Origin of the sequence: Clostridium sp. AM34-9AC, assembly GCF_003480225.1 — a bacterium.
Lineage (GTDB): Bacteria > Bacillota > Clostridia > Lachnospirales > Lachnospiraceae > Acetatifactor > Acetatifactor acetigignens.
The window spans coordinates 173,134-196,695 of the sequence record NZ_QUIU01000004.1 but is presented as its reverse complement, the minus strand read 5'-3'; the positions used below and the strand labels follow the sequence as shown (position 1 = coordinate 196,695).

At 46.2% G+C, this 23,562-nt stretch carries 22 protein-coding genes; 20 read left to right on the top strand and 2 right to left on the bottom strand.

Annotated features, from left to right (window positions below; all coding sequences use genetic code 11):
- Positions 1 to 901: 901 nt before the first annotated feature.
- The 4 genes from DW835_RS04130 (at position 902) to DW835_RS04115 (ending at position 5,388) form a co-directional block, all read left to right on the top strand.
- Positions 902 to 2,149, top strand: a complete 1,248-nt coding sequence (locus tag DW835_RS04130) for an IS110 family transposase (protein WP_243037041.1) — start codon at positions 902 to 904, stop codon at positions 2,147 to 2,149.
- A gap of 543 nt (positions 2,150 to 2,692) precedes the next feature.
- A complete protein-coding gene (locus DW835_RS04125) occupies positions 2,693 to 3,403 on the top strand; it encodes a LytTR family DNA-binding domain-containing protein (RefSeq protein WP_022155157.1) in 711 nt (236 codons plus the stop codon).
- Between the two features lie 163 nt (positions 3,404 to 3,566).
- The gene (locus DW835_RS04120) at positions 3,567 to 4,247 is read left to right on the top strand and encodes a hypothetical protein (protein ID WP_147353701.1); all 681 of its coding nucleotides are present in this window, start codon (positions 3,567 to 3,569) and stop codon (positions 4,245 to 4,247) included.
- A gap of 211 nt (positions 4,248 to 4,458) precedes the next feature.
- Positions 4,459 to 5,388 (top strand): AEC family transporter, encoded by a 930-nt coding sequence (locus DW835_RS04115; protein ID WP_118730735.1) that lies wholly within the window; start codon positions 4,459 to 4,461, stop codon positions 5,386 to 5,388.
- A 90-nt stretch (positions 5,389 to 5,478) separates the two neighbouring features.
- Here the strand turns inward: DW835_RS04115 and DW835_RS04110 are convergent, their stop codons facing one another.
- A complete protein-coding gene (locus tag DW835_RS04110; RefSeq protein WP_118730734.1) occupies positions 5,479 to 5,766 on the bottom strand; it encodes a hypothetical protein in 288 nt (95 codons plus the stop codon).
- 130 nt (positions 5,767 to 5,896) lie between these two features.
- On the opposite strand from DW835_RS04110, the gene DW835_RS04105 reads away from it, so the two are divergent.
- The 4 genes from DW835_RS04105 (at position 5,897) to DW835_RS04090 (ending at position 10,877) form a co-directional block, all read left to right on the top strand.
- Positions 5,897 to 8,347 (top strand): hypothetical protein, encoded by a 2,451-nt coding sequence (locus DW835_RS04105; RefSeq protein WP_118730733.1) that lies wholly within the window; start codon positions 5,897 to 5,899, stop codon positions 8,345 to 8,347.
- A 16-nt stretch (positions 8,348 to 8,363) separates the two neighbouring features.
- Entirely contained in the window at positions 8,364 to 8,597 is a 234-nt protein-coding gene (locus tag DW835_RS17910) for a hypothetical protein (protein WP_118537352.1), read from the top strand.
- Positions 8,598 to 8,777: 180 nt separating this feature from the next.
- Positions 8,778 to 9,530: a cache domain-containing protein gene (locus DW835_RS04095; protein ID WP_182430233.1), complete on the top strand. Its 753-nt coding sequence runs from the start codon at positions 8,778 to 8,780 to the stop codon at positions 9,528 to 9,530.
- A gap of 105 nt (positions 9,531 to 9,635) precedes the next feature.
- Positions 9,636 to 10,877, top strand: coding sequence for a C40 family peptidase (locus DW835_RS04090; protein ID WP_118730731.1), 1,242 nt, complete (start codon positions 9,636 to 9,638; stop codon positions 10,875 to 10,877).
- Here the strand turns inward: DW835_RS04090 and DW835_RS04085 are convergent.
- Positions 10,867 to 12,186, bottom strand: a complete 1,320-nt coding sequence (locus tag DW835_RS04085; RefSeq protein WP_118730730.1) for a CapA family protein — start codon at positions 12,184 to 12,186, stop codon at positions 10,867 to 10,869. The genes DW835_RS04090 and DW835_RS04085 overlap by 11 nt on opposite strands.
- A 224-nt stretch (positions 12,187 to 12,410) precedes the next feature.
- On the opposite strand from DW835_RS04085, the gene DW835_RS04080 reads away from it, so the two are divergent.
- From DW835_RS04080 to DW835_RS04025, 12 genes are all read left to right on the top strand, one after another.
- Entirely contained in the window at positions 12,411 to 13,301 is an 891-nt protein-coding gene (locus DW835_RS04080; RefSeq protein ID WP_118730729.1) for a transporter substrate-binding domain-containing protein, read from the top strand.
- A gap of 166 nt (positions 13,302 to 13,467) precedes the next feature.
- Positions 13,468 to 14,127, top strand: a complete 660-nt coding sequence (locus DW835_RS04075; protein WP_118502638.1) for an amino acid ABC transporter permease — start codon at positions 13,468 to 13,470, stop codon at positions 14,125 to 14,127.
- Positions 14,108 to 14,782, top strand: coding sequence for an amino acid ABC transporter permease (locus DW835_RS04070; RefSeq protein WP_022313276.1), 675 nt, complete (start codon positions 14,108 to 14,110; stop codon positions 14,780 to 14,782). The genes DW835_RS04075 and DW835_RS04070 overlap by 20 nt, the downstream gene beginning before the upstream one ends.
- 38 nt (positions 14,783 to 14,820) lie before the next feature.
- Positions 14,821 to 15,588 carry an amino acid ABC transporter ATP-binding protein gene (locus DW835_RS04065; protein ID WP_022313277.1) on the top strand — a complete coding sequence of 256 codons (768 nt, stop codon included), beginning with the start codon at positions 14,821 to 14,823 and terminating at the stop codon, positions 15,586 to 15,588.
- Between the two features lie 131 nt (positions 15,589 to 15,719).
- Positions 15,720 to 17,945, top strand: coding sequence for a hypothetical protein (locus DW835_RS04060; protein WP_147353700.1), 2,226 nt, complete (start codon positions 15,720 to 15,722; stop codon positions 17,943 to 17,945).
- A complete protein-coding gene (locus DW835_RS04055; RefSeq protein ID WP_117466238.1) occupies positions 17,942 to 19,054 on the top strand; it encodes a hypothetical protein in 1,113 nt (370 codons plus the stop codon). The genes DW835_RS04060 and DW835_RS04055 overlap by 4 nt, the downstream gene beginning before the upstream one ends.
- 3 nt (positions 19,055 to 19,057) lie before the next feature.
- Positions 19,058 to 19,948 (top strand): hypothetical protein, encoded by an 891-nt coding sequence (locus tag DW835_RS04050; RefSeq protein ID WP_118730727.1) that lies wholly within the window; start codon positions 19,058 to 19,060, stop codon positions 19,946 to 19,948.
- Between the two features lies 1 nt (position 19,949).
- A complete protein-coding gene (locus DW835_RS04045) occupies positions 19,950 to 20,534 on the top strand; it encodes a chromate transporter (RefSeq protein ID WP_118730726.1) in 585 nt (194 codons plus the stop codon).
- Positions 20,531 to 21,100 (top strand): chromate transporter, encoded by a 570-nt coding sequence (locus DW835_RS04040; RefSeq protein ID WP_118502625.1) that lies wholly within the window; start codon positions 20,531 to 20,533, stop codon positions 21,098 to 21,100. Before DW835_RS04045 ends, DW835_RS04040 begins: the two co-directional genes overlap by 4 nt.
- 200 nt (positions 21,101 to 21,300) lie before the next feature.
- Positions 21,301 to 22,524: a serine/threonine transporter SstT gene (sstT, locus tag DW835_RS04035; protein ID WP_118537365.1), complete on the top strand. Its 1,224-nt coding sequence runs from the start codon at positions 21,301 to 21,303 to the stop codon at positions 22,522 to 22,524.
- A 223-nt stretch (positions 22,525 to 22,747) separates the two neighbouring features.
- Entirely contained in the window at positions 22,748 to 23,266 is a 519-nt protein-coding gene (locus DW835_RS04030; RefSeq protein WP_118730725.1) for a hypothetical protein, read from the top strand.
- A gap of 19 nt (positions 23,267 to 23,285) precedes the next feature.
- Entirely contained in the window at positions 23,286 to 23,510 is a 225-nt protein-coding gene (locus DW835_RS04025; RefSeq protein WP_022313285.1) for a hypothetical protein, read from the top strand.
- The last annotated feature ends 52 nt before the right edge of the window (positions 23,511 to 23,562 follow it).

Here is a 23,562-nt window from a genome sequence, read left to right as displayed (position 1 = left end):
GCTGGCAGATAAAATACCCAGTAGATACATCAGAAAGATGTAACAATTTTGTAACATTTTCCTTGACGCCTCCTAAACATCCATGTTACAATGGCACTCACCAGTGGGTGTAAGGGGGATGAAATATTCCCTTAATACCTAAACAAAAACACATAATAGGAGATGTTTCGTAGCTACTATGAGCTATGGTGCATTTCCTATTTTTCCGTTACATGGTAATCCCTACAAAACTGTTCTAAAGCATAACAAATTTTTGAACAGCAGAGAAAGTTATGCCATACTACATTTCACCCAACGGCTCTGCCGGTGGGAGTTTCTCGGCTTATGCCGTCCTCCGGCGGCATAAGTCCTTTAACCTGCACTATTTTCGACCCTATTTATTTTGGCACTATCTTAAGAAATCAAATCTCTCACATTTCCCCAACAAGCCTTAAAAAGTTTATCATGGGTAACTACCTCGACTTCGCTCTTAAAATTGCACACAGGGGCAACACAGGCTCTTACAAGGGCAAGAGAAAGTTGGCTTGCCTGCCTGAAAATTATATTTGTGCATTATTACTGTTTTTCTCTGTTTTTGGTCTATGGCATAAAGCTAATTCTGCTCATTTTTAATGGATTTAAATAAAAATCTGCTCAAAAAGCAAAAAATTGACTTGCAACCTTTCTTTTTCAGAGTTAACATCACACACCACGAAAGCGATTCGTAAGTCTTTTGTGAGTCCTGTGTTCTGCAGGATGTATCCATCTCCATGAAAGTCAGCGGTATCCATTCGGGATATTTTGCGTCTGACCAGAAGTGGATAGGCTATACCACTCTTGCACACTTGGTTGCTGAAAGATGCGTAATTCCTAGAAAGATGCTTAACAGTTGAGATTGCCACTATTTTGCCAAACATTGAGAATGGAGCAGATTTTTATGATTAAAGAGAATTATATTTATGTGGGTATTGACCTACATAAGGAGACCCACACAGCAGTTATGATTGACTGCTATAATCAAAAGCTGGGAGAGATTACTTTCCCAAACAGACCAGCCGATTTTCCTAAGCTGGTAGCGAAAGTGAAAAAATGTAATACGGATGGTAAGACTATAGTTTTTGGTCTGGAGAATGCTTATGGTTACGGCAGACCTTTAGCGGTGTGGCTGATTGATAAGGGGTATTTTGTTAAGGATGTAAATACTGCTATTTCTCATCGTCAGGCAAAGCACCGTGGTGCCATGTATCGCAAGAGCGATAGCGACGATGCAGAAGCTATTGCACTTGCAACTCTAAATATGCTTGATAAACTTCCGGATGCCTGCCCTAATGATGCATACTGGTCACTTGGTCAGTTGGTGCATCGCAGGGATAACATCATGAAACAGCGAACCAGACTGGTTAATCAGTTGCACGAGCAGCTGTGTATTGCATATCCGTCTTACAAGTCATTTTTTAATGACATCAGCAGACCTACTGCACTGTATTTCTGGGAGCATTACCCATCCAAAAAGTATCTAAAAGGTAAGTCTGTGGAAGATTTGCGAGCGGAACTTGTTCCTGTCAGCCACAATAAATGCTCCACCAAGACCTGCGAGAAAATCTTGGATGCAGTAGCCAGTGATAAGGTGAAAAACAATGCTTATCAAGATGCAAGGGATATGGTGACTCTTAGCATAGTCAGTGATTTACAGCACTATGACAGCCAACTGGCAGAGGTAGACAAGATGCTGGAACAGATGTATAAGATGCTTGGCTGCACGCTTACAACCATTCCCGGTGTAAATGTTATCACAGCAGTGAAGATTCTTGCTGAAATCGGTGATATCAAACGCTTTAGTAATGCCAATAAACTGGCACAGTTTGCCGGAATTGCACCGCTTCATTTATCATCCAGCGGAAAGGGGAAAGATTTAGCCACCAAGCAAGGTAACAGACGATTGCAGGCAACCATTTATTTCCTTGCGATTCAGATGGTGCAGATATCTTCTAAGGGTACACCGAGAAATCCTGTAGTACGAGCATACTATGAGAAACGTAAAGCAGAAGGAAAAACCAGCCAACAGGCACTGATTTGCATTTCAAGACGGTTAATCAGTATTATTTATGGAATGTTAAAGCATGGTACGGAATATCGTATGCCAGTGGTGGAAAGTGCTGGCGAAAAGTAGTGAAATAATGGCAAATATGTAGTAGAATTTTAAGCAGATGTGATAGTCAGCTTTGGGAAGTGTACGCATTTTCCGGAAGAGTGGCATCGGCTTGGATTATTATAAGGGTAAAGAGTTTATGTCAAGAGTGATAGTAATTCTCTTTGTGAGCGTTGCATCGGGACAGTCAGTGGAAATCTTGTTTGTATTTAAATCGCCGTCTTGGACGAAAAAAATACAAAAATGTGGAATTTTACCGTTTGAAAAGTCTCCATTTTCGCTATATAAGCAAAATAAGTAAATTCCGTACAAAAATTTCTGATTTGGGAAATTTTTTGTATGGAATTTGTCGTTTTTATGCTATTTACACCAAAACAACCTTGACTTTACAGGTGCAGACCAAGCTCTCTCGCAAGAGAGAGCTTTTGGGATGCTATATACCCGCTGATTTTTTCGTTACACAAAAATCGCATTTCGTTACATAGGATTGAATTTCAAAGGAAAAGTGGCGATATAAAAAAGGAAATGTTTGAATGGAATAAGATCCGGGGGAGTAGAAGACGAATGCTGAAAATAGCAATATGTGACGATGAACAGCCCATAAGAGAATACCTGAAAAGGCTGGTAGAGAAATGTACGGAGGGGGAAATCCGACTGTTTGTCGACGGCGGAGAACTGTTGGCGGATCCGACGGCGTTTGACCTGATCCTGTTAGATATTTCCCTGAACCGGGAGCAGAATGCGGCGGAACCGGACGGTATGGAGACGGCCAGAAAGATCCGTGAAAGGTCGGATGCACTGATTATCTTCGTGACGGCCTTACGTGAATATGTGTTTGAAGGCTATGATGTGGGGGCGTTTCATTATCTTTTGAAGCCTATCGATGAGCAGAAGTTCACAGAAGTCATGGACAGGGCAATCTGCCAGATCCGGAGTAAAAAGAATGTTGAACCGCTGGTTATAAAAGTAGGCGGCAACTATGTCAGGATTCCTGTGGATGATATCCTCTATGCCGAGAACCAGGCCAGAAAAATTATGCTGCACACCAAGTCAAAGAAGGAGCCCTACTGTTTTTATGAAAAAATGGAAGTGCTGGAGCAGAAGCTGGGAGATCGCTTTTTCCGCTCCCATCGGGGATTTCTTGTGAATTTGCAGGAGGTGGCCCGGTATGACAACAGCAACATAGAATTGAAAAACGGTGAGAGCGTATTTTTAGCAAAACAGAAATACAATGACTTTGTCACCGCATACATGAAGTATCTGAGAAAAGTGTAAGCGGTGATGCTTCAGAAAGGAATCAGCGGGTGATGGGCCTGCTGATTTTTTGATGTTTCGTTACATGAAAAGATCGGTTCGTTACAAAACATATTAAGGGTGAAAGAAAAGCGGCGATATAGAAGACAGAGAGAAAAAATTGCAGATCAAAGGAGGTCGCAAAATGAGGATCACAACCCAAATGCTGGCAAATTCCGCATCAAAAAGCGGGATTCCCATTCAGAGAACGTCGCTCTTGGATATTATCAATAACAAGTCATCCCAGAACCTGCTGGGAACCATCGGGAAGAGCATGAACACCACAAGTACCGGTGCCACGGACATTCTGAGGAAAAATAATTATGCAAAGCTGGAGGATCTGTCGGAGAAGTTGAGCCAATCTGCGTCAAAGCTTGCAGGCAGCGATAAGGATTCCATCTACGACAAGGCAAAAGAGAGCGGAGACACCACGGACATCCTGAGTGATGTGAACAAAATGGTGGAAGCGTACAATGCTACCATGAAGCAGCTTAAGACCACCGGCGGAATCATGAATGAATTTTACCAGCAACAGTTAAAAAACATTCCAGCGGGCAGTAAAGAATCACTGGAAAGTATAGGAATCAGTCAGGCAAAGGACGGAAGCCTGATCGTGGACGAGAAAGTATTCCGGAATGCGGATGCGGATACCTTACAGAAGGTACTGGGAGGAGAGAATGGCATCGCCTCCAAAATAGGATTTCTCGGTGAGCACATCAATAAGAATGCTTCCGAAAATGTGGTCAGCGCATCCAACCGGTATGGTTCCAATGGGGCAACCTATATGGAAGCTTTTGAGGCTAACAAGTATAATTTCTTTGGGTAAGATTGTGTTGTAAAAAAGGCATTGTATTTCAAAAAAATTGAGATACAGTGCCTTTTTGCATATCTGAAATGGAGACCGAATTCTGGCATTAACATTTCTGCATCAATTCTAAAACATTTCTACAAAACTTCCGGGATACATAATATACAGGATAGGAAAATCGAAGTATAATAAATAAAAAAGTATAGGATACCTCGGAAAGGGATAACAAATGAGAATATTAGAAATTATATTGCCGGTACTTGTCATGCTGGTTCTCGGTATGGCATGCAGAAAATTAAAGTTACTTACCAAAAGTGGAATAGATAATATGAAACTGCTGGTAACCAATATCATGCTTCCGGTGGCAATCTTTCATGCACTGGCCACAGCGGATTACAGTGTGGAGACCTGGAAACTGGTGGGGATTATGTTCGTTATGCTGGTGGTATCTTTCGGAGTAGGATTTCTGTTGAAGCCGCTTATGAACGAAGAATACCGCAAGTACCTGCCGTTTATGGTCAGTGTATATGAGGGTGGCCTCATGGCGTATCCTTTGTATACCAGCCTGTGCGGGCAGGAAAATCTCTCACAGATCGCAGTACTGGATATTGCAGGACTTTTGTTTGGATTCAGCATCTATATGGGGATGCTGGGACAGGTGGAAAACGGAGAGAAGATCAATGCAAAGAAACTATGTATGAGTGCATTCCACACACCGGCATTTATTGCAAGTGTGCTTGGAATCCTGGCAGGACTGTCCAAGGTGGTGATTTGCCTGATTGACAGTCCCTTCGGCGGTGCATATCTGGCGGTGGAAGGGATCCTTACCACATCCGTGACAGCAATCATTCTGATCGTTGTGGGATATAGCATGGAACTGACAAAGGAACTGATCCGGCCATGCCTGAAGACAATCCTGATGAGAGTTCTGCTACAGACACTTATGGCAATTGGAGTGCTGTGGGCAGTGCATTTGTGGATAGGAGATAATATGCTGTTGAATCTTGCCATCATTTCCTATATGTCGGCGCCGGCCACTTTCAGCATGCAGACTTTTCTGAAAAAGGAAGAGGGCAGTGCCTATGTATCAACAACCAATTCTATGTACTGTATGGTGTCGATTCTGGTATATATCATTCTGGCAGCAGTGGTTTATTAGAAGTGTGAAAAAGGCAAGCAGGATAATTATATATATTCCTAAAAGCAGGATTTGAGAATATCTGCAGATTCTTCGATATAATATCCGGAATTATCTTTTTCCCAGAAGGCACAATATGTTTTTTTGACAGGAACCTGGTTCCTTACAAGCGGTATCCTGCTGTCCGGTCTGGTTGATGACAAGAATGCAGGGGTTATTTTTTAAATCTTCGGTTTCCAGGGAACTTAATTTACTGAGTGGATTTTTGGAGGAAAGTTCAATATAAATTTTACTTTCTGCCAGCATTTCATTATTATACGCATCCGAAAAAGCTCTTCTCTGGTTGTTGATGGCAAGATCAACAGCGTCATTTTTCCATAGCATGATACAATTCTTCATGACTTCCCACCATAATTTTTACTTCTATGGTAGGATATTAATAACTTAATCTCTTGATAAATAAGTGGTCGTTTACTATAGTAAAAAGTAATCAGTCACTTATTTTATTCTGAGGAAGGCAAAAACATTTATGATAAAACCTGACCCCGATTCCTGTCATCTCCTGCTGGACAGCAGGCTTGCGAACGAGGAAGTACAGAAAAATCCATACACTTACAATAACATCAGAGAAGTCCTGTCGGATGGAGCATTAAACGCAGCAACTGTGGAACACCCGGTGACGGTCTACATTGCTCCCGGCATCTATTGGCTGGAGGATCCGCAGTCGGAGGCGGTGATCGTAAGGGAGGATCCGAAGGATCTTTACCCTTACGGATGCAAGGTAAACTGCGCAAATCTGAAATTGGTGGGGCTGTCGGAGAACCCGGAGGATGTGGTGATTGCCGCCAACCGGGGGAACGACCATGGAGCGAAGGGGAATTATACTCTGTTCCATTTTTCCGGGGAACAATTGGAGATGGAAAACCTGACTCTGGGGAATTATTGCTGTGTGGATCTGGATTATGCATTGGATCCTGCGCAGTCTGTGAAAAAGAGGACAGAAGCCATTACGCAGGCACAGCTGGCGGATACGAATGCCGATAAGTTCCATGCGAAGAATTGCCGGTTTGTCAGTCGCCTGAACCTGTATCCCGTATGTGGCGCGGGCAGAAGCCTGTATGAACATTGTCATTTTGAACAGACGGACGATGCTCTGAATGGAAATGCAGTGTACCTGGACTGTGAGTTTGATTTTTACAGCGGAATGCCGATCTATCAGGCTTCCGGTACGGGAGCGGTATTCTTAAACTGTACATTTCATTGTAAATATCCACAGGATGGGGAGACTCACGCACAGTATTTTACAAAAGTCGGAGGACAGATCGCACTGATCGACAGCAGCTTCGCAGGTCTGCCGGACACCAAAGTTGCGGTCTTGTGGACGAAATATCCTTCCGTAGCATTGAAGTGCTATCAGGCGAATGTGACATATCCGGAAGGCCGGTTTACGCCTCCGGAGGTTGCGGATTCCCATACGGTGGACATTGACGAAAAGATGCTGGCAGAGGCCTACTATATCCGTAAGGATGGAGAAACGGTCTACAATGTCTATAATCTGCTGGGCGGGAAAGATGACTGGGACCCGTTGGGGAACGGAGAAGTGATCCGCTTTGCCGGAAAAACAGATATTCCTACACAGCTTCTGCTGGAGTCAGAGGCTTTTGAACTGGAAGCAGGCGGATCTTCCATAGATATAAAGGGAAAATGCCTGACCTTTGATGGGCGTGAGAGGAAGTGTGAGATACATTTTAAAATAGAAGGAGACAGTGCAGACTCCATAGAAATACAGCGTGTGTCGGAGGGGAGCTGTCTGCTGCAACTGAAAGACAGTAATATAGACCATGAGACGGAAGTAGTACTCACGGCGCAGACCAAAGAGGGATTGCAGACCGGTGCGTATGTCAGAATTCATCCCCGGAAAGTGGCGGCACCAAGGCTTACGGGCAATCCGGTGATCTGTCTTGAAGGCAAAATGCTGCGGCTGTCTTATGATTTTACGGAAGCGGAGAATGACTGCTCGGATATTATCTGGTATCGAAGCAGAAACATTCGGGGAGAGGACAAAATCGTGACGGCAATCTCCCAACCGGATCAGCCGGAGAAAGTTTATGCCCTCACCGGAGATGATGTGGGATATTATATTTTCGCACAGATAAGACCCAGAACGAATCGCAGCGAATACGGGGAAGCAGTGCAGTGCTTTTATGAAAAAGCTATTTCGCCGGAAGATGTGGAAACAGACAGGATCTGGACAGATTTTCATAACCTTCCTCTTTACAGCCATGCCGGAAACGAAAAAGGTGTATGGAATTTTGATGCGAAGCGTCCGGCGGATACCTGTGATTTTGAAAAGTGGGATCGGGAAAAGACGCAGGTCTCCTGGCACTACGGTGCAACAGGGGACGGCAGTAAGGGCGAAGGGCTCTATCAGGGAATGCAGGGGGCCAGGATCCGCTATACGCCGACCACGGCACCGGAGATGGGAACGGAAACCAAACGGAATATGGAAGTCTTGTTGGAAGCCGATCCGGCAAAGTCTGCCGGACAGGGTTTTGGCAGCGCCGGACAGTATCTGGATGTCTGCATCAAGACGGACACGGACACTCTGGACGGTTATGGACTTCGGATCATCCGTACGGCGGCCCATTCCGATGCAGTATCCATGTATCTGATACAGTATGTGCGTGGACAGGCGCAGTGCATTTCCCGCGAGGTCGTGACAAACTGCTTTGTAACGGGATGCAGAATTTGGGTGCGGTATGAGAACGGAATATTATCGGCAAAAGCATGGACGGTTACGGAACCTACGGTGGTACAGCAGGAAAGGGGCTATGCCCGGGGAGTGGAGCTTACGGCAGAAGTAGGCAGAAGAGAAAATGCCGAAAACACCGGACTACTGATCTGGCACACCGGATCGTTGGGAACGGAGAACTGGAGAAATACCACGATGTTACATGGCGTAAGCATTCTTTATTTTTAAAAATTTCAGACAAAATGTGGTGAGAAAACACAGGAGGAAGGGCGGTAGGATTACCGGAGCTGCTTTTCAGGCGCATTCGGATGTGGATACTGTAGTGAAATATAAGGAGACTGCAATTAAAGAAAGGAGAGAGCAAAGAACGGTTCTTTTTATAAAAGAAATTAGAACAGGTAGCCAAATTCCAATAGCCAAACTTCTCCTAAAGCACCAATCTGCCGGATATTTGAAAGTTGTTTATAATAGTATCTGAAAAAACAGGCAGTTGTGGATAAAACTGCGGAAACTCAAGAATGTCGAAGTGTTGTGGATCCTGATAAAATATGCTATGATATTTTTCAATTAGATCAACTTGCGGATGTTTCATCATGCCCGTACGGGGATGGGTAACAGCAGGAAAAAGTTTATATCAGAAAACGAGGAGGGTGCTGAAATGAAGAAGAAAATGGGGTATTTGCAGGTGATTTTAATGATCGGCTGCATTCCGATGCTTGCAACGATGGTTGCTCTGACTGTATATGCATCGGGCAAAATGAAAGATGAACTGGTCGACAGTACCTATCTGCGGCTGAAAGCATGTGCTACATCAGTGGAGCAATATTTCACATGGGATATCCGTGAGGATATTCTGGAAAAGGATGATATCAGTTATCAGTTTATAGATTCTTTGCAGGATGAGCATATTGAACAGACGCTTTTCATGGAGGATGAGAGATTTATTACTTCCATTGTGGACAAGGATGGGAACAGGGCAGAAGGAACCAAGGCTGATCCACAGATATGGGAGACGGTCAGAGCCGGTAACGATTATAAAACTGATGGAGTAGAGATTCAGGGAGAAGAATATTATGTCTATTATATGCCGGTATGTTCCGATGATGGAGAGATTCTGGGAATGGCTTTTGCCGGAGAACGGGAGAGCATAGTTCAGGATGCAATATCCGACATGTTAAGAAGTCTGGTTCTGCGCTCAGTATGTCTGAATGTTCTTTTTATTGCTGTCATGGTTTATCTGTCATTCAAAATACGAAAACCATTACTGACGACCGCAGAATATATTGACCAAATTGCCAATGGTAATCTGTCAGGCAATCTTGAAGTGAAATCTGTGATCCGTGAAGTGACCACTCTGATCCGGGCATCTGTCAGTATCCACGGATCTGGAAGAGTTGATGCAGTATTTTAAGTAGTTTGAGATATTTGGAGACATTCGTGGACGGGTGCTGCTTTATGTGCTATTATGCAGAATGTCATCAGAAAACAGTAATTGTAGGAAGTAACAGGGATTATAATGAAAAAAAGAATGTTCATGGCACTGGCGGTCGCTCTCACCGGAGTCAGTATGGTGGTGGCAGCAGGAAACGGAGAACTGAAAATACAGAGTGAAACCTCGGTACAGAAAGTACATGCGGCAGGAGTACATCAGATCGGTGTCGAGCCGATCCCGGCTACCGGACAGATTACCATAGAGGATCTGCTGGCGGTACAGGGTGGCGAGACGGAAGATCCCAGAGCACTGGAAGGGGTGTCGGATCCGGAGGATGTTCCGGTAGACGAAGCTTCCGTAGAGGATACGAACGCAGATGAGTATGCATCGTTAGCGATCGCCAATGTGACGAATTACGTCAATGTCCGGACAGAACCGAACACAGACAGTGCTGTAGTGGGCAAAATCTATGACGGAGCGGTGGCACAGATCCTGGATGTGGCAGGAGAGGATCAGGACTGGTTCCGGATCATCTCCGGTAATGTGGAGGGCTATATCAAGGCAGAGTTTTTTATTTACGGAGATGCAGCAGCTGAGGTTGTAGACAATTATGTGACCAGATATGCTGTGGTTATCGCAGACCGTCTGAATGTGAGACAGGATCCTGCCACAGATGCAAAAAGAATTGGTTACATTGACAATGGAGAAAAGGTAAAAATTCTGGAGAATGACGGAGACTGGCTGAAGGTACAGTACACCGACAGCAAGGAAGGCTATGTCTCTGCGGAATATGTTACGATCTCGGAAGAATTTATCTATGCGAAGACAATAGAAGAGGAACAGGCGGAAATTGCCGCACAGAAGGCATTGCAGGCAAGAGAACAGACTGCCGAGCAGGATGCCCCGGAGGTGATCACGAGCATCACACTTCCCGCAACTACTTATACCTCCAATGCGGAACTCAGACAGGGTATCATTGAGTATGCCATGCAGTATCTGGGCAACCGGTATGTACACGGAGGTTCCAGTCTGTCAGGAGGTACAGATTGTTCGGGATTTACCTGCTTTATCTATGCGGAGTTCGGATATTCTATCAGCCGTACACCGGGAGGACAGTATTCCGGTGCCGGACGCAGTATCAGTTCTGAAGAACTTCAGCCAGGAGATATTGTATGTTATAGTTCCAATGGAGGGAAGAGCTGTACCCATGTAGGACTGTATATCGGTGACGGACAGATCATCCATTCCGCCAATTCACGGAAAGGTGTCATTATCAGTGCTGTGGACTACAGTCCCATCATCGGTATGCGAAACGTTATTGATTAATAGAATCGGTTTTGAAATTATGGAGCGCCTGATCTTTGGTGAGTACGAAATCACCGAGGATCTCGTCGCTCCATTTTTGCAGGTCTTCCAGATGAAGGACCACACCGGCATAATTGCGGATGCCGTGGGAGGCCGCCAGCTCTTCGGTATATTCTTCCAGCAGATAGACATTTTCAAACCGTACCGGTCCGGAGGTGTACTGACAGACCAGCGGGATCACACCGGTGGTCTTCCGCTCGATGGAGACACCGTCCTCTGCAACGTGAAAAGTCAGCCAGGCCATACCCTCTAACATGCTGAGAGCATTTTTCTGGGTGGACACATAATTGCCCAGCGAATAATAGCACAGAGACTCATTGCCGTTTTCTGCGGTGATCCATTCCACAGGCTCTACCACATGGGGATGGGTTCCGATAATGACATCGGCACCGGCTTCTGTCATCTCCAGTGCCCATTTTTCCTGATAGCTTGAGATTTTGGAGGAATACTCAGTCCCCCAGTGAGGACAGACGATGACGATATCTGCCAGTTCTTTTGCCCGGGAGATATCCTCTAAGACCTGCGGGTTCAGCGTGGTGAAGTCCATCTGTCCGGTTTTCTCATTTACGGCACACAGAAGATTCAGATGCCCCAGCAGATCTAAGGGGAGTGTCTCGGTATTGGCACCGTAGGTATAATTTAAGATGGCGAAAGTGACATCATCGATGGTAAGTAACGGAATGTCATCTGCCTGTGAAGCGTCTTCGTGAATACCGGTTACCAGTACCTCCGGGTGCTTGTTTTTCCAGAAATCCGCACAGTACAACAGGCCGTCCAGCTTCTGATCCGCGGTATGATTGGATGCCTGCAGAACCACGTTGAATCCGGCATCCGCAATCGCATCCCCAACTTCGGTAGGAGAATTAAAATAGGGAAAACCGGAAAATCCCCGGGAATTGCCGCCCATGACAGTTTCCTGATTGATGATCCGGATGTCTGCCGCGTTTAAGAAGGGTGAAATCCCCTGAAACAGCATGGAGAAATCATAAGTTCCGTCCTCCTGTTTTCCACTGGCCACGACTCCCAGATGCATCAGGTTGTCCCCGACAGCCATGAGCGTAATGTCATGCTCCGGGAAGGGAGTGGGGGTCGGCTCCGGAGTAGGGACGGGAACCGGTGTGGCAGAAGGCGGTGTAGGGGTCTGTGGAACGACAACAACATCGCTGCCTGCAGCAGTTTCTTCCAGAAAGTAATAGCCGCCCATGCTCGCCAGTAACAGTAACGGAACGAGAACCAACAGCAGATAGAAACGTGAAATCGGTTTTTTCATATATTATTCTTTTGTTCTCCTTTATTATCTCTTACGGAATTCCGGTTACAAGGTCTGTTTACAATCAAAAGTAACAATAATATTATAGCATTGATTTTATTTTTTCGCAAAAAGTAGAAACAAATTACTGTTTTCCTATTGACATAGTATGAAATAGGAGATATAATCCTACCCATAAGTTGATTCGATAGTTAAATGAGACATCGAAGAGGAGGAAAAGGATTATGAAGAAGTTTGAGTGGAAGAGCGTTTTGGCACTGGCATTAACAGGAGCATTGGCACTGGGGCTGACCGCATGCGGCAGCAGCGATAACGGCGCAGCAGCTACCGGCAGCAACGATGCTGGAAGCAAGGCTGTATACCGCACTCTGGATGAGATCAAGGAAAGCGGTACCATCAACATCGGTGTATTTTCCGATAAGAATCCGTTTGGTTATGTGGATGAGAACGGCGAGTATCAGGGATATGATGTATATTATGCAAGAAGACTCGGTGAGGATCTGGGTGTCGATGTGAACTTCGTATCTACCGAGGCGGCCAACCGTATCGAGTATCTGCAGACCGGTAAGGTAGACGTGATCCTGGCTAACTTCACCGTAACTCCCGAGAGAGCAGAGGAAGTTGATTTCGCTGCTCCTTATATGAATGTAGCACTTGGCGTAGTATCCAGGGATGACAATGTAATCACCACTCTGGATAACTGGAATGCAGATGATTCTATTATTGTGATCTCCGGAACCACCGCAGAGACCTATCTGATTGCTAATTATCCGGACATTCCTTTACAGAAGTTCGATTCCTATGCAACCGCTAAGGAAGCTTTTGAAAACGGTACTTCCGTAGCATGGGCAAACGACAACACTGAGGTCATCGCATTTGCTCTGCAGAATGAAGGCTATACCGTAGGTATTCCTTCCCTGGGCAGCGCTGATACCATCGCTCCCGCAGTATCTAAGGGCAATACTACTCTGCTTGACTGGATCAACGATGAGATCGCAAGCCTTGGTGAAGAGAACTTCTTCCATGCAGATTACGAGGCAACTCTGGCAGATACCTATGGTCTGGATTACGAGGACAGCCTGGTAGTAGAAGGCGGCAAGGTAACCGCACAATAAGTACGGATCGGAATAGAATGATAGAGAGGGGACTGCGGGGCACGTATGTTGCCGCCGCAGTCTTTTCTTGCATCTGGCTACTTCTTTTGTTATAATCTAAAAAATTGTGTGTAACTATTCTGAATAGTTACGATTGTTGAAAAACTTCCTGAAAGGAAAGAAATACATGAACTGGGAATTTATAGGAAAATATCTGCCTATGTATGAAAAGGCAGCGTTGCTCACCGTGAAGATCGGGGTCATCGGAATCCTGTTTGCGATTCTGCTGGGACTGGTATGTGCGGCGATACAATATTATAAAGTACCGGTGCTTCGGTGGATCGTAGCGGTCTACGTGGAACTGAGCCGTAATACACCGCTTCTGGTACAGCTGTTTTTTATTTATTACGGATTTCCGAAGATTGGGATCCGGATGTCAGCAGAGGTCTGCGGTGTGGTAGGACTGGCATTTTTAGGTGGCAGTTATATGGCGGAGGCATTCCGCAGCGGTCTGGAGGCCGTGGAACCGATCCAGAATGAAAGTGCCATCAGCCTGGGAATGAACTCCGGACAGGTACTAAGATATGTGATCCTGCCCCAGGCCATGTCTACCAGTATCCCGGCATTTGTGGCGAATATTATTTTCCTGTTGAAGGAGACCAGTGTATTCAGTGCCATCAGTCTGATGGATCTGATGTTTACGGCAAAGGATCTGATCGGCCTGTATTATAAGACTACCGAGAGCCTTTTCCTTCTGGTGGTATTTTATCTGTTGATCCTGCTGCCGGTATCGATCGTGGGATCTCTGGTGGAGAGGAGGATGCGTTATGCCGGATTTGGGGATTGATGTATTATTCAAAGGCACGAACATGCTCCGTCTGCTGCAGGGATTATGGGTAGCCATGAAGATCAGTATCGTATCTATTCTGATCAGTATGCCGTTAGGTATTCTGGTGGGAGCACTGATGACGGTGAAGAACCGGTTCGTCAAAGCTATCTTCCGGGTCTATCTGGAATTCATCCGTATCATGCCGCAGCTGGTGCTTTTATTTATTGTATATTTCGGATCTACCAGAGCACTGGGCTGGAATCTGTCCGGAGAGGTGGCATCCGTCATCGTCTTCGTCCTGTGGGGCACCGCAGAGATGGGAGATCTGGTGCGTGGAGCGCTGATCAGTATTCCGAAGCATCAGTACGAAAGCAGTGAAGCACTGGGATTCAGTAAAATACAGACGTATCTGTATATCATTATTCCGCAGACTGTGCGGAGACTGATTCCGCTGTCCATCAACCTGATCACCCGTATGATCAAGACCACCAGCCTGGTGCTCATGATCGGCGTGGTGGAAATGCTGAAGGTGGCACAGCAGATCATTGAGGCCAATCGTATGAGCAGTCCCAATGCTGCGTTCGGAGTATTCCTTGTGGTATTTGTTCTGTATTTCTTCGCCTGCTGGCCCTTCAGTGTTCTGGCCAGAGTGCTGGAGAAAAAGTGGAATTAGAAATGGAACCGGAGTCGGAATGAGAATGGAGTGAAAACATGGCAGAGACATTGTTGAAGATAGAAAATCTGACAAAAGAATATGAAGGCCAGAAGATCCTGGACGGCATCAATCTGGAAGTAAAACAGGGAGATGTTCTGGTAGTGGTAGGTCCCAGCGGCTGTGGTAAGAGTACGCTGCTTCGGTGTATTAATGCACTGGAACCTATTCAGGGCGGTACGATAAAGCTGCAGGGCATGGATATCCGCAAGGGCAGTAAAAATATCACCACCCTGCGTCAGAAGATCGGTATGGTATTCCAGAGCTATGAACTGTTCCCGCATCTGACGGTACTGGACAATATTACGCTGGCACCGGTCAAGGTACAGAAGCGCGATAAGGCAGAGGCGCAGAAGGAGGCCATGGAGCTTCTGGCGCGCGTGGGACTGGCAGATAAGGCAAAGAGTTATCCCAGACAGTTGTCCGGTGGACAGAAGCAGCGTGTAGCCATCGTCCGGGCATTGTGCATGCATCCGGAGATCCTGCTGTTCGATGAAGTGACCGCGGCACTGGATCCGGAGATGGTAAGAGAAGTGCTGGATGTTATGCTGGATCTGGCAAAACAGGGCAAGACCATGCTCATTGTCACCCATGAGATGCAGTTTGCAAAGGCGGTAGCGGACAAAGTTATTTTCATCGACCAGGGTAAGATCGTGGAGGAGGCCGCTCCCGATAAATTTTTCGAACATCCGGAGACAGAGAGAGCAAAACAGTTCCTGAATGTATTCACCTTCGAACATGTGGAACATCATACAAAACAGGCATAGGAATCGCATAAATACAGGAAAAAGATAATGAAGAGAGTTTTCATTATCTTTTTTTTGTGCTATACTCATTATGGATTTTTGCGTTTTATTTCAAATGATTTACAACATGTGACCAAAGGAGAATGGGAAAGGTGAAGAAAAAACCTTATATCAGATATGTGATTCTGGGGATTCTGGCTACATTGATGGTGGGTTGTATCATCCGTATTGCCATGCCCAACCGGGAATGGAACTATACCGGAAGCTATACTTTTGCGGAAGGGGAATCTTATACAGAAGAGCCGGTATTTGAGCATATTTCTCTAGGGACAGGAGTATACCGGGTGGAGCTGTCCTACGAATGCACCGGGGATGCCATCGCGGTCTGCACTGTGAAAGACGGCACTGTGTATCAGGGAGGCCTGTTGTGCAACGGCGAGCATCTGTACAGTGCACTGGGGCATACTTCCTATGATTTCTGGCTTTATGAGCCCACAGAAGAACTGACGGTGACAATCGATTATTCCGGACGGGAAAAGCTGACCACCGGGAATCTGCGGATCGTGGAGACGAATCTTCTGTGGACAAGATATCTTGTGATCCTTGCGGCAGCAGCACTGTTGGTTCTTGCGACCATGTGGCTGGAGCGTCGGGAGGCGGTAAAAGGCAGAAATGAGCAGAGACGTCAGATCCTGTTTGGAATCGGTGTGATCGCCTTTTTTGCCTCCATCCCCTATTTTTATGACGGCATGGTGTCCGGAGCGGATCTGACCTATCATTTGCACCGTATTGAAGGTGTAAAGGATGGACTTCTGACCGGACAGTTCCCGGTACGGCTGGAACCCAGATGGGTATTTGACCACGGCTATGCCAATGGTATTTTCTATTGTAATCTGTTATTGTATTTTCCGGCACTTCTGCGCATGGCAGGCTTTACGATGACGGAAAGCTATGCTTTCTATTGCATAGGACTTAATATTGCAACAGCTGCGATTGCCTGGTACTGCTTTAACGGAATCTTCGGAGACCGGATCATAGGCCTGGTCTGCAGCGCATTGTATACTTTATCGATATTCAGATTTTTTAAGCTGGTAATGGTAGGAGCTGTAGGAGAGGGAAGCGCCTATACGTTTCTGCCGCTGGTGGTATACGGAATTTATCTTGTCTTTGAAAAAGATGTGGAAGACAGAGAGTTTCATAAAAGCTGGATCATTTTGGGACTGGGATATGCCGGATTGATCCAGACCCATGTACTGACCTGTGAGATTACGGCATTGTTCACAGTGCTGTTCTGTCTGATTTATATTCGCAGAGTATTTGCATGGCAGAGATTTCGGCAGCTTGCATGTGGAGCATTTTTTGCGCTGGGATTAAGCTTGTGGTATCTGGTACCGTTTGTTGACTATTATTTGACACAGGATGTCAGGATACGCCATGCATCGGCGAGAACTATCCAGGACAGAGGAACCATTTTTGCGCAAATATTACATCAGTTCTGGTTCAGCAGAATTCCGGAATCCATGGAAGGCAAGGCAGGGGATTTACTGAATCCTATCGGGGTAGGATTGTTTCTGGTAATAGGAATGATGATTTTCTGGCTGCTGTTATTTTTGGGAGATTTGCAAAAACAAAAAGAGGCTGAGAAGAGCTTTGCGATAAAGGCAGCAGGATTCGGATGCCTTGCATTATGGATGTCCACAAATTCCTTTCCCTGGGATAACATTCAGAAAATTTCCGGCATTGCAGCGACACTGGTGAGCAGTCTGCAGTTCCCCAATCGTTTTCTGGGATGGGGTACGGTTCTGTTGGTGACGGTAACGGGATATGTGATTCGATATTTTCAGAACAACCGGAAAATCTTCTATCAGATGAGTCTGATCACGGCAGTAGTGTCTTTGTCTGCATCCTATCTGTTTATGATGGATTCGGGAGTACAGGAGAGGGACGTTACATTATATAATCAGGAAAGTATGGGATTTGGTTACATCTCCGGAGAAGAGTATCTGATCTATGGAACGGACAGCACAAAGCTGACTTTTGCAAGACCGGAAGCCAATGAGAATATTCAGATCGCAGACTATGAAAAGAGCGGTTTAAATATAAGCTTTTTCTGCAGGAATGATTCGGCCCGGGAGGAAATAGTAACACTTCCGGTTCTCATGTATAAGGGATATGCAGCCAGGGATGACAAAGGAGAAGTATTGGAGATCACAGACGACGGTGGACATATTTTGCAAGTGTGCATTCCGGGTGGATATGCCGGAACAGTCAGAGTGCGTTTTGTGGAACCGTGGTATTGGAGAACGGCGGAACTGGTTACTTTGATCACAGTAGCGGGTATCGTGTTTTTCGGGATTCGGAAGAGGAGACAGAGATGAAAAAGAAATGGATTTTATTAGCGGAAGGGCTTCTCTTAGCGGTTCTGTTCGTGCTGTCTTTTGGGGGATCGGATATTGTATTTGAGGCAGATCATCAGCAATTGTATCGGGTGGAAGAAACAGGGGGGATCGTCAGCAAAGATTTTGCATTGAACCCGGGAGTATATCGCATCATAGTAGAGTCGGATATTGCAAATGGCGGAATCGGAAGCGGAATGGAGATCAGTCTGGAAGCGGAGGAGACCACTTTTCGTGCGATCAGGGGCAACCGGGCAACTTTGTCTGCAGATACAGAGCATAAAAGGATTACCTATTATGTGGCAGATACGGTTGATGCAGCACATCTGCAGATACAGCCATTTTCGGAGGGAGGAAATGTTTCCTATGAGTTGAAAGTAGAGAAGACAACCGCCGGAAGAAGGATCCTTTTTGTAATAGTGCTGGTTCTTTTTGCCTGTCTGGATGGAATTGCGATATTCCGCAGAAAAGTATTGTGTAAAGAAGTGAGCGGACAGAAAAAATGGATCAACTGTGCAATGGTGGGAATCTGGATGATAGCCTGTATCCCCTTGCTGGTGGATTATCTTGTTCTGGGGACTGACAGTGTACAGTGCCTGAGAGAAACAGAGTATATGCTTCAGGGAGAATGGGGAAGGATTCCGGCGGCCCATTTACTATATTTATGGATTCCGGCAGGAATGCGGTGGATTGGATTTCCGGTCGCAACATCTTATAAGATCATGATAGCATTTTTATCCGGAGCTGCACTTGCATTGCTTTATTTCCTGTTTTCCAAATGGGGAAAGGATGCCCGACTGGTGTTGGCGGCAGCAGCTTTTGGTATATGGAATCCTCTGGCGGTGAAGACCTTATATGTAATGGGAAATCCCGGAAAGTTTGTTGTCTGTGTGTTGGGATATGCAGTACTGGGCAGTGTGGTATGGATACTTCTTCAAAAAAGAAAAAGCCAGAACAAAATTTCCCCTTGGATCGTGTTTGCGGTACTGTTAATACTTGTTTTACAGGTGGTATATTATGAAAATACCATTATACTGCAATCGGATGTTCAGTACTGGTACAATGAAGAACCTTTCATGACAGGAGAATAACAGATGGAAAGTACTTTTATCATATTGACCCAGATTATTACCTTTGGAACCGCATGGAGTATGTTCCATTGCGTTTTAAAGAGAAAAAAGAAAGACTGGTTTTCACTGGTGGGGGCATTGGGGTATCTGTTGCTGCCTTATCATGTATATGTGGTAACGGAAAGTGTGGATCGGTCACAGATTCTGATATGGATGGTGGTGCCGATCCTGGCAGCGTCTCTGGTAAAAATGTCGGATACGGAGAAAATGTTCTGGAAGACAGGCTACGGATTGACCGCAGTACTGGCCCTGGGGATTATCGGAAGACTGGATGGCGTAGCCGCGTTGACGCTTTTGTTCCTGATCTGCGTGGGTGGTATCTGCCGGAGACAATGGCAATATCCGGTGATCGGAATTCTGGGAGTTGCCATGGCATACCCCACCTATATGACGTGGAAACACTGGCTGTTCGACGGGTCCTTTGCGGAGAGCGGATTGGAATATACCAGCATCATGGAGCAGGGATACAGTATCGGCGGTCTGTTCAGTACTTATTTTTATAGGAACGGACACCCCGGAATGGGAATTCTGTTGCTTGGCTGTCTGTTGTTTTTGCTCTATCAAAGCTTTGTAAAAGGAAAAAAGATATGCGCCAAAAATGATCATATCTGGCTGGGAGCGGCGGCATTGCTCACTGTAATGTCTCTGCGGTATTTCCCGTGGGATTTTGTACAGAGAATGGGAAGCTGGGCACTGGGGCTGGTAACGCTGATCGGGACTCCAGCGGTGTTTTTCGGTTACGCCCAGATACTGTTGTGTGTGTGGAGCATTGAAAAATGCGGTGCAGTTTTACAGTTGACAGACAGAACAGCAAGGATGCGGGAAGGCACTGTCAAAAAGAATGGAGAAAAGTAGCATGGAAAGTAGGGAAGAAAAAGAATCCCAGGGAAAAATATTGTGGAAAATATTCATATCCACACTGTATCTGAGTGCATTCACGTTCGGGGGCGGTTATGTCATCGTTACGCTGATGAAGAAGAAATTCGTGGATGAATACCATTGGATCGGAGAAGACGAAATGCTGGATCTGGTGGCCATTGCCCAGTCCTCGCCCGGTGCGATCGCAGTCAACGGAGCCATCGTGGTGGGGTACAAGCTGGCCGGGATCCCGGGGGCACTGGTGGCGATCCTTGGAACGATCCTGCCGCCCTTTGTGATTATAGCGGCAATATCTGTCTGCTACAATGTGTTCCGCAGTAACTTCTTCGTGGCGCAGATGCTGTCTGGGATGCAGGCAGGAGTGGGAGCGGTGATCGCTTCCGTGACGTATGATATGGGTGCACCTATCGTAAAAGAAAAAGATCCTATGTCACTTGTCATTATGCTGGGAGCTTTTTTGGCAGCATGTATTCTGGAGATCAATGTGGTCTACATTGTGATCGTCTGCGGACTGATTGGTGTGGTCCGTACACTTCTTGCCAAGAGGAGGTCCGGAAAATGATTTATCTGCAATTATTTTTAAGTTTTCTGCAAATAGGAATGTTCAGCTTCGGGGGCGGCTATGCGGCCATGCCTCTGATCCAGGGACAAGTAGTCACGACTCACGGATGGCTGACCATGTCGGAATTCACGGATCTGATCACGATATCACAGATAACACCGGGCCCCATTGCAGTGAATTCCGCCACCTTCGTGGGACTGAAGATTGCCGGGATTCCCGGAGCTGTGGTGGCAACGGTCGGGTGTATTTTGCCGTCCTGCATTATTGTGACGATCCTGGCAAGACTATACCTGAAGTATCGTAATCTGGATCTGCTGCAGGGAGTGCTGAAATCTCTGCGGCCTGCAGTGGTGGCAATGATCGCATCGGCAGGGATACTGATCCTCAAAAATGCATTCTGGGGAAGTGCGGAGAGCATCTCCCTGACGGGAACTGAGTGGAGTATGGTGGTGATCTTCGGAATCTGTGTGTTGCTGCTTCGAAAGACGAAACTGAATCCCATCTGGGTCATGGTACTGGCGGGTGTCATGAAGGTGGGAATCTCCGCAATGACAAATGTTTTGTAATGTAATAGGAAAATGAGGAAAGCGGATCTGCTTTTTGCGGATCCGTTTTTTTCTGTTCTAAAAATCGAAAAACAAATAGCCTCAAAATGTCCGCGGGAAAAATACACTTGTCTTTATATGAGAAATACTATATAATAGCACATAATGTGTGCAATGGAGTACATGTATACATCAGAAAAAAGGGAAAGAAGAGTGTAAGTATGAAAAAACTATTTGAAAAGTGGAACAGCATCAGCCTGATCCTGCGTATCGTATGTGGTCTGGTCATTGGTGTGATCCTGGGACTGGTCGTGCCGCAGGCAACCGGTATTGCCATTCTGGGAGATGTTTTTGTAGGTGCCCTGAAGGCCATTGCGCCTTTGTTGGTATTCTTCCTGCTGATCAGTGCCTTGTGTCATGCAGGGAAGAGCCATGGCGGCATCATTAAGACCGTTATTATTATGTACATGTTCAGTACCTTTCTGGCAGCGCTGGTAGCCGTGATCGCCAGCCGGTTATTTCCCGTGACACTGACACTGGCAGACGCAGCCACCGATATGGCAGCGCCGGACGGTATCGTGGAAGTACTGAAGACTCTGTTAATGAATATGGTAGCCAATCCGGTATCCTCTCTGTTAAATGCCAACTATATTGGTGTTCTGACCTGGGGTGTGGTCATCGGTGTCGGTATGAGAGCAGCCAATGATACCACCAAGAAAGTACTGGATGACATTTCCAACGGTCTGTCCCAGGTAGTCAGCTGGATCATCAGTATGGCTCCCTTCGGAATCTTAGGTCTGGTATTCAGCTCCATTTCTTCCAACGGACTGGAGATCTTCTCCGAATACGGAAAACTTCTGTTAGTGCTGGTAGGTTCCATGCTGTTTATCTACTTTGTGACCAACCCGATCATCGTGTTCTGGTGTATCCGCAAGAACCCGTACCCGCTGATCTTCAAGTGCCTGAAGAAGAGTGCCATTACTGCGTTCTTCACCAGAAGCTCCGCAGCCAATATTCCTGTGAATATGAAGGCCTGTGAAGAGTGGGGAATGGATAAGGATACCTATTCCGTAACCATCCCGCTGGGAGCTACCATTAACATGGACGGTGCAGCCATCACCATTACCGTAATGACACTGGCAGCGGCAAATACTCTGGGGATTCACGTAGACTTCTTAAGCGGTATCGTGCTGAGTATTCTGGCAACCCTGGCAGCCTGCGGTGCATCCGGCGTGGCAGGAGGATCCCTGTTACTGATCCCTATGGCATGTTCGTTGTTTGGAATCTCCAACGACATTGCCATGCAGATCGTAGGTGTCGGCTTCATCATCGGTGTCATCCAGGATTCTGTGGAGACCGCACTGAATTCTTCCTCCGACCTGTTACTGTCCGCATCCGCAGAGTTCAGACAGTGGAGACTGGAAGGCAAAGAGATCAAATATTAAAAAAATAGTCTGAAAATCATAACAGGCAGTCAGAAAGCTGTTATCCGATCGTGGGTAGCAGCTTTTCTGCAACTAAAAACTTTGGCGATTTGACGCGGTGATTTCTTGACACATTGTATGAGAAAAAGTACAATTAAGACAAAAGTACTCTACGGTACGCAAAACAAAATAAGGATAAAAGGGATGGTGCACTATGGGGAAAACGATCAAAAGGTAAATTGCGATGCAGACGGTGATCTCACTGGTTCTGGCGATCCTGCTCTGCGAACTGCTCAGTGTGAGCACTTTACAGAACAATATGACGACACAGGCCAGAAATTTCGTGGAGGCACAGGCCGGAACCAATGCCAATGTAGTGAATGAATGGCTGGTAGAAGATGGAAAGATTGTGCACACGATCCGCAACGGTGTGGCATTTATGAACACGAAGGATACAGATCAGATCATGGATTATCTGGAAGTGAATCTGGCGAAGGATTATAAAAACGATGCCGGATATTATGCGGAAGTCAGCAGCAGTCTGGGGCAGAGTGCTTCCGGTGTCAGCGAGTCCATTCATACTATCAATGGCATATCAGGTGACATCAACAGAGCGCAGGCGGAACTGGCGGATGCGGTGGCCGGAGTGAATAAGAACCTTCAGGGGATCACCTATTCCAGTGAAAATATGTCTACAGAGACCAAGGGCGTATTACAGAGCATCGGCAAACTTCAGCAGAATATGCGGCAGTTCCGTGTCTGAGTAAGTTAGGAGGGAAATTATGTGGCAGCCACAGGAAGACAATACGTATAATGATCTGCGGGAAAACTCCATCAGACAATGGCTGGAGGATATGAGCAGACATGAAGATGTAGCGGTCCGCGGAGGCGTGAAAGTCACCGCGGAATATCTGGAGGATCTGAAGAAGCAGATCCGTCAGTTAGAGGAAAAATGTGCATTGAAAGATGCCTATTTGAAGAAGATGAAAGAGAAGGCGGGACAGTGAGAGATCACTGTCCTGTTTTTCTATAGAAAAATGCTTGAATTTCTGGCAGAAG

Excerpts from the sequence above, each read along its gene's own strand:
- DW835_RS04130 (WP_243037041.1), top strand. The coding sequence starts at position 902 with ATGGAGCAGATTTTTATGATTAAAGAGAATTATATTTATGTGGGTATT.
- DW835_RS04125 (WP_022155157.1), top strand. The coding sequence starts at position 2,693 with ATGCTGAAAATAGCAATATGTGACGATGAACAGCCCATAAGAGAATAC.
- DW835_RS04120 (WP_147353701.1), top strand. The coding sequence starts at position 3,567 with ATGAGGATCACAACCCAAATGCTGGCAAATTCCGCATCAAAAAGCGGG.
- DW835_RS04115 (WP_118730735.1), top strand. The coding sequence starts at position 4,459 with ATGAGAATATTAGAAATTATATTGCCGGTACTTGTCATGCTGGTTCTC.
- DW835_RS04110 (WP_118730734.1), bottom strand. The coding sequence starts at position 5,766 with ATGAAGAATTGTATCATGCTATGGAAAAATGACGCTGTTGATCTTGCC.
- DW835_RS04105 (WP_118730733.1), top strand. The coding sequence starts at position 5,897 with ATGATAAAACCTGACCCCGATTCCTGTCATCTCCTGCTGGACAGCAGG.
- DW835_RS04095 (WP_182430233.1), top strand. The coding sequence starts at position 8,778 with ATGAAGAAGAAAATGGGGTATTTGCAGGTGATTTTAATGATCGGCTGC.
- DW835_RS04090 (WP_118730731.1), top strand. The coding sequence starts at position 9,636 with ATGAAAAAAAGAATGTTCATGGCACTGGCGGTCGCTCTCACCGGAGTC.
- DW835_RS04085 (WP_118730730.1), bottom strand. The coding sequence starts at position 12,186 with ATGAAAAAACCGATTTCACGTTTCTATCTGCTGTTGGTTCTCGTTCCG.
- DW835_RS04080 (WP_118730729.1), top strand. The coding sequence starts at position 12,411 with ATGAAGAAGTTTGAGTGGAAGAGCGTTTTGGCACTGGCATTAACAGGA.
- DW835_RS04075 (WP_118502638.1), top strand. The coding sequence starts at position 13,468 with ATGAACTGGGAATTTATAGGAAAATATCTGCCTATGTATGAAAAGGCA.
- DW835_RS04070 (WP_022313276.1), top strand. The coding sequence starts at position 14,108 with ATGCCGGATTTGGGGATTGATGTATTATTCAAAGGCACGAACATGCTC.
- DW835_RS04065 (WP_022313277.1), top strand. The coding sequence starts at position 14,821 with ATGGCAGAGACATTGTTGAAGATAGAAAATCTGACAAAAGAATATGAA.
- DW835_RS04055 (WP_117466238.1), top strand. The coding sequence starts at position 17,942 with ATGAAAAAGAAATGGATTTTATTAGCGGAAGGGCTTCTCTTAGCGGTT.
- DW835_RS04050 (WP_118730727.1), top strand. The coding sequence starts at position 19,058 with ATGGAAAGTACTTTTATCATATTGACCCAGATTATTACCTTTGGAACC.
- DW835_RS04045 (WP_118730726.1), top strand. The coding sequence starts at position 19,950 with ATGGAAAGTAGGGAAGAAAAAGAATCCCAGGGAAAAATATTGTGGAAA.
- DW835_RS04040 (WP_118502625.1), top strand. The coding sequence starts at position 20,531 with ATGATTTATCTGCAATTATTTTTAAGTTTTCTGCAAATAGGAATGTTC.
- sstT (WP_118537365.1), top strand. The coding sequence starts at position 21,301 with ATGAAAAAACTATTTGAAAAGTGGAACAGCATCAGCCTGATCCTGCGT.
- DW835_RS04030 (WP_118730725.1), top strand. The coding sequence starts at position 22,748 with ATGCAGACGGTGATCTCACTGGTTCTGGCGATCCTGCTCTGCGAACTG.
- DW835_RS04025 (WP_022313285.1), top strand. The coding sequence starts at position 23,286 with ATGTGGCAGCCACAGGAAGACAATACGTATAATGATCTGCGGGAAAAC.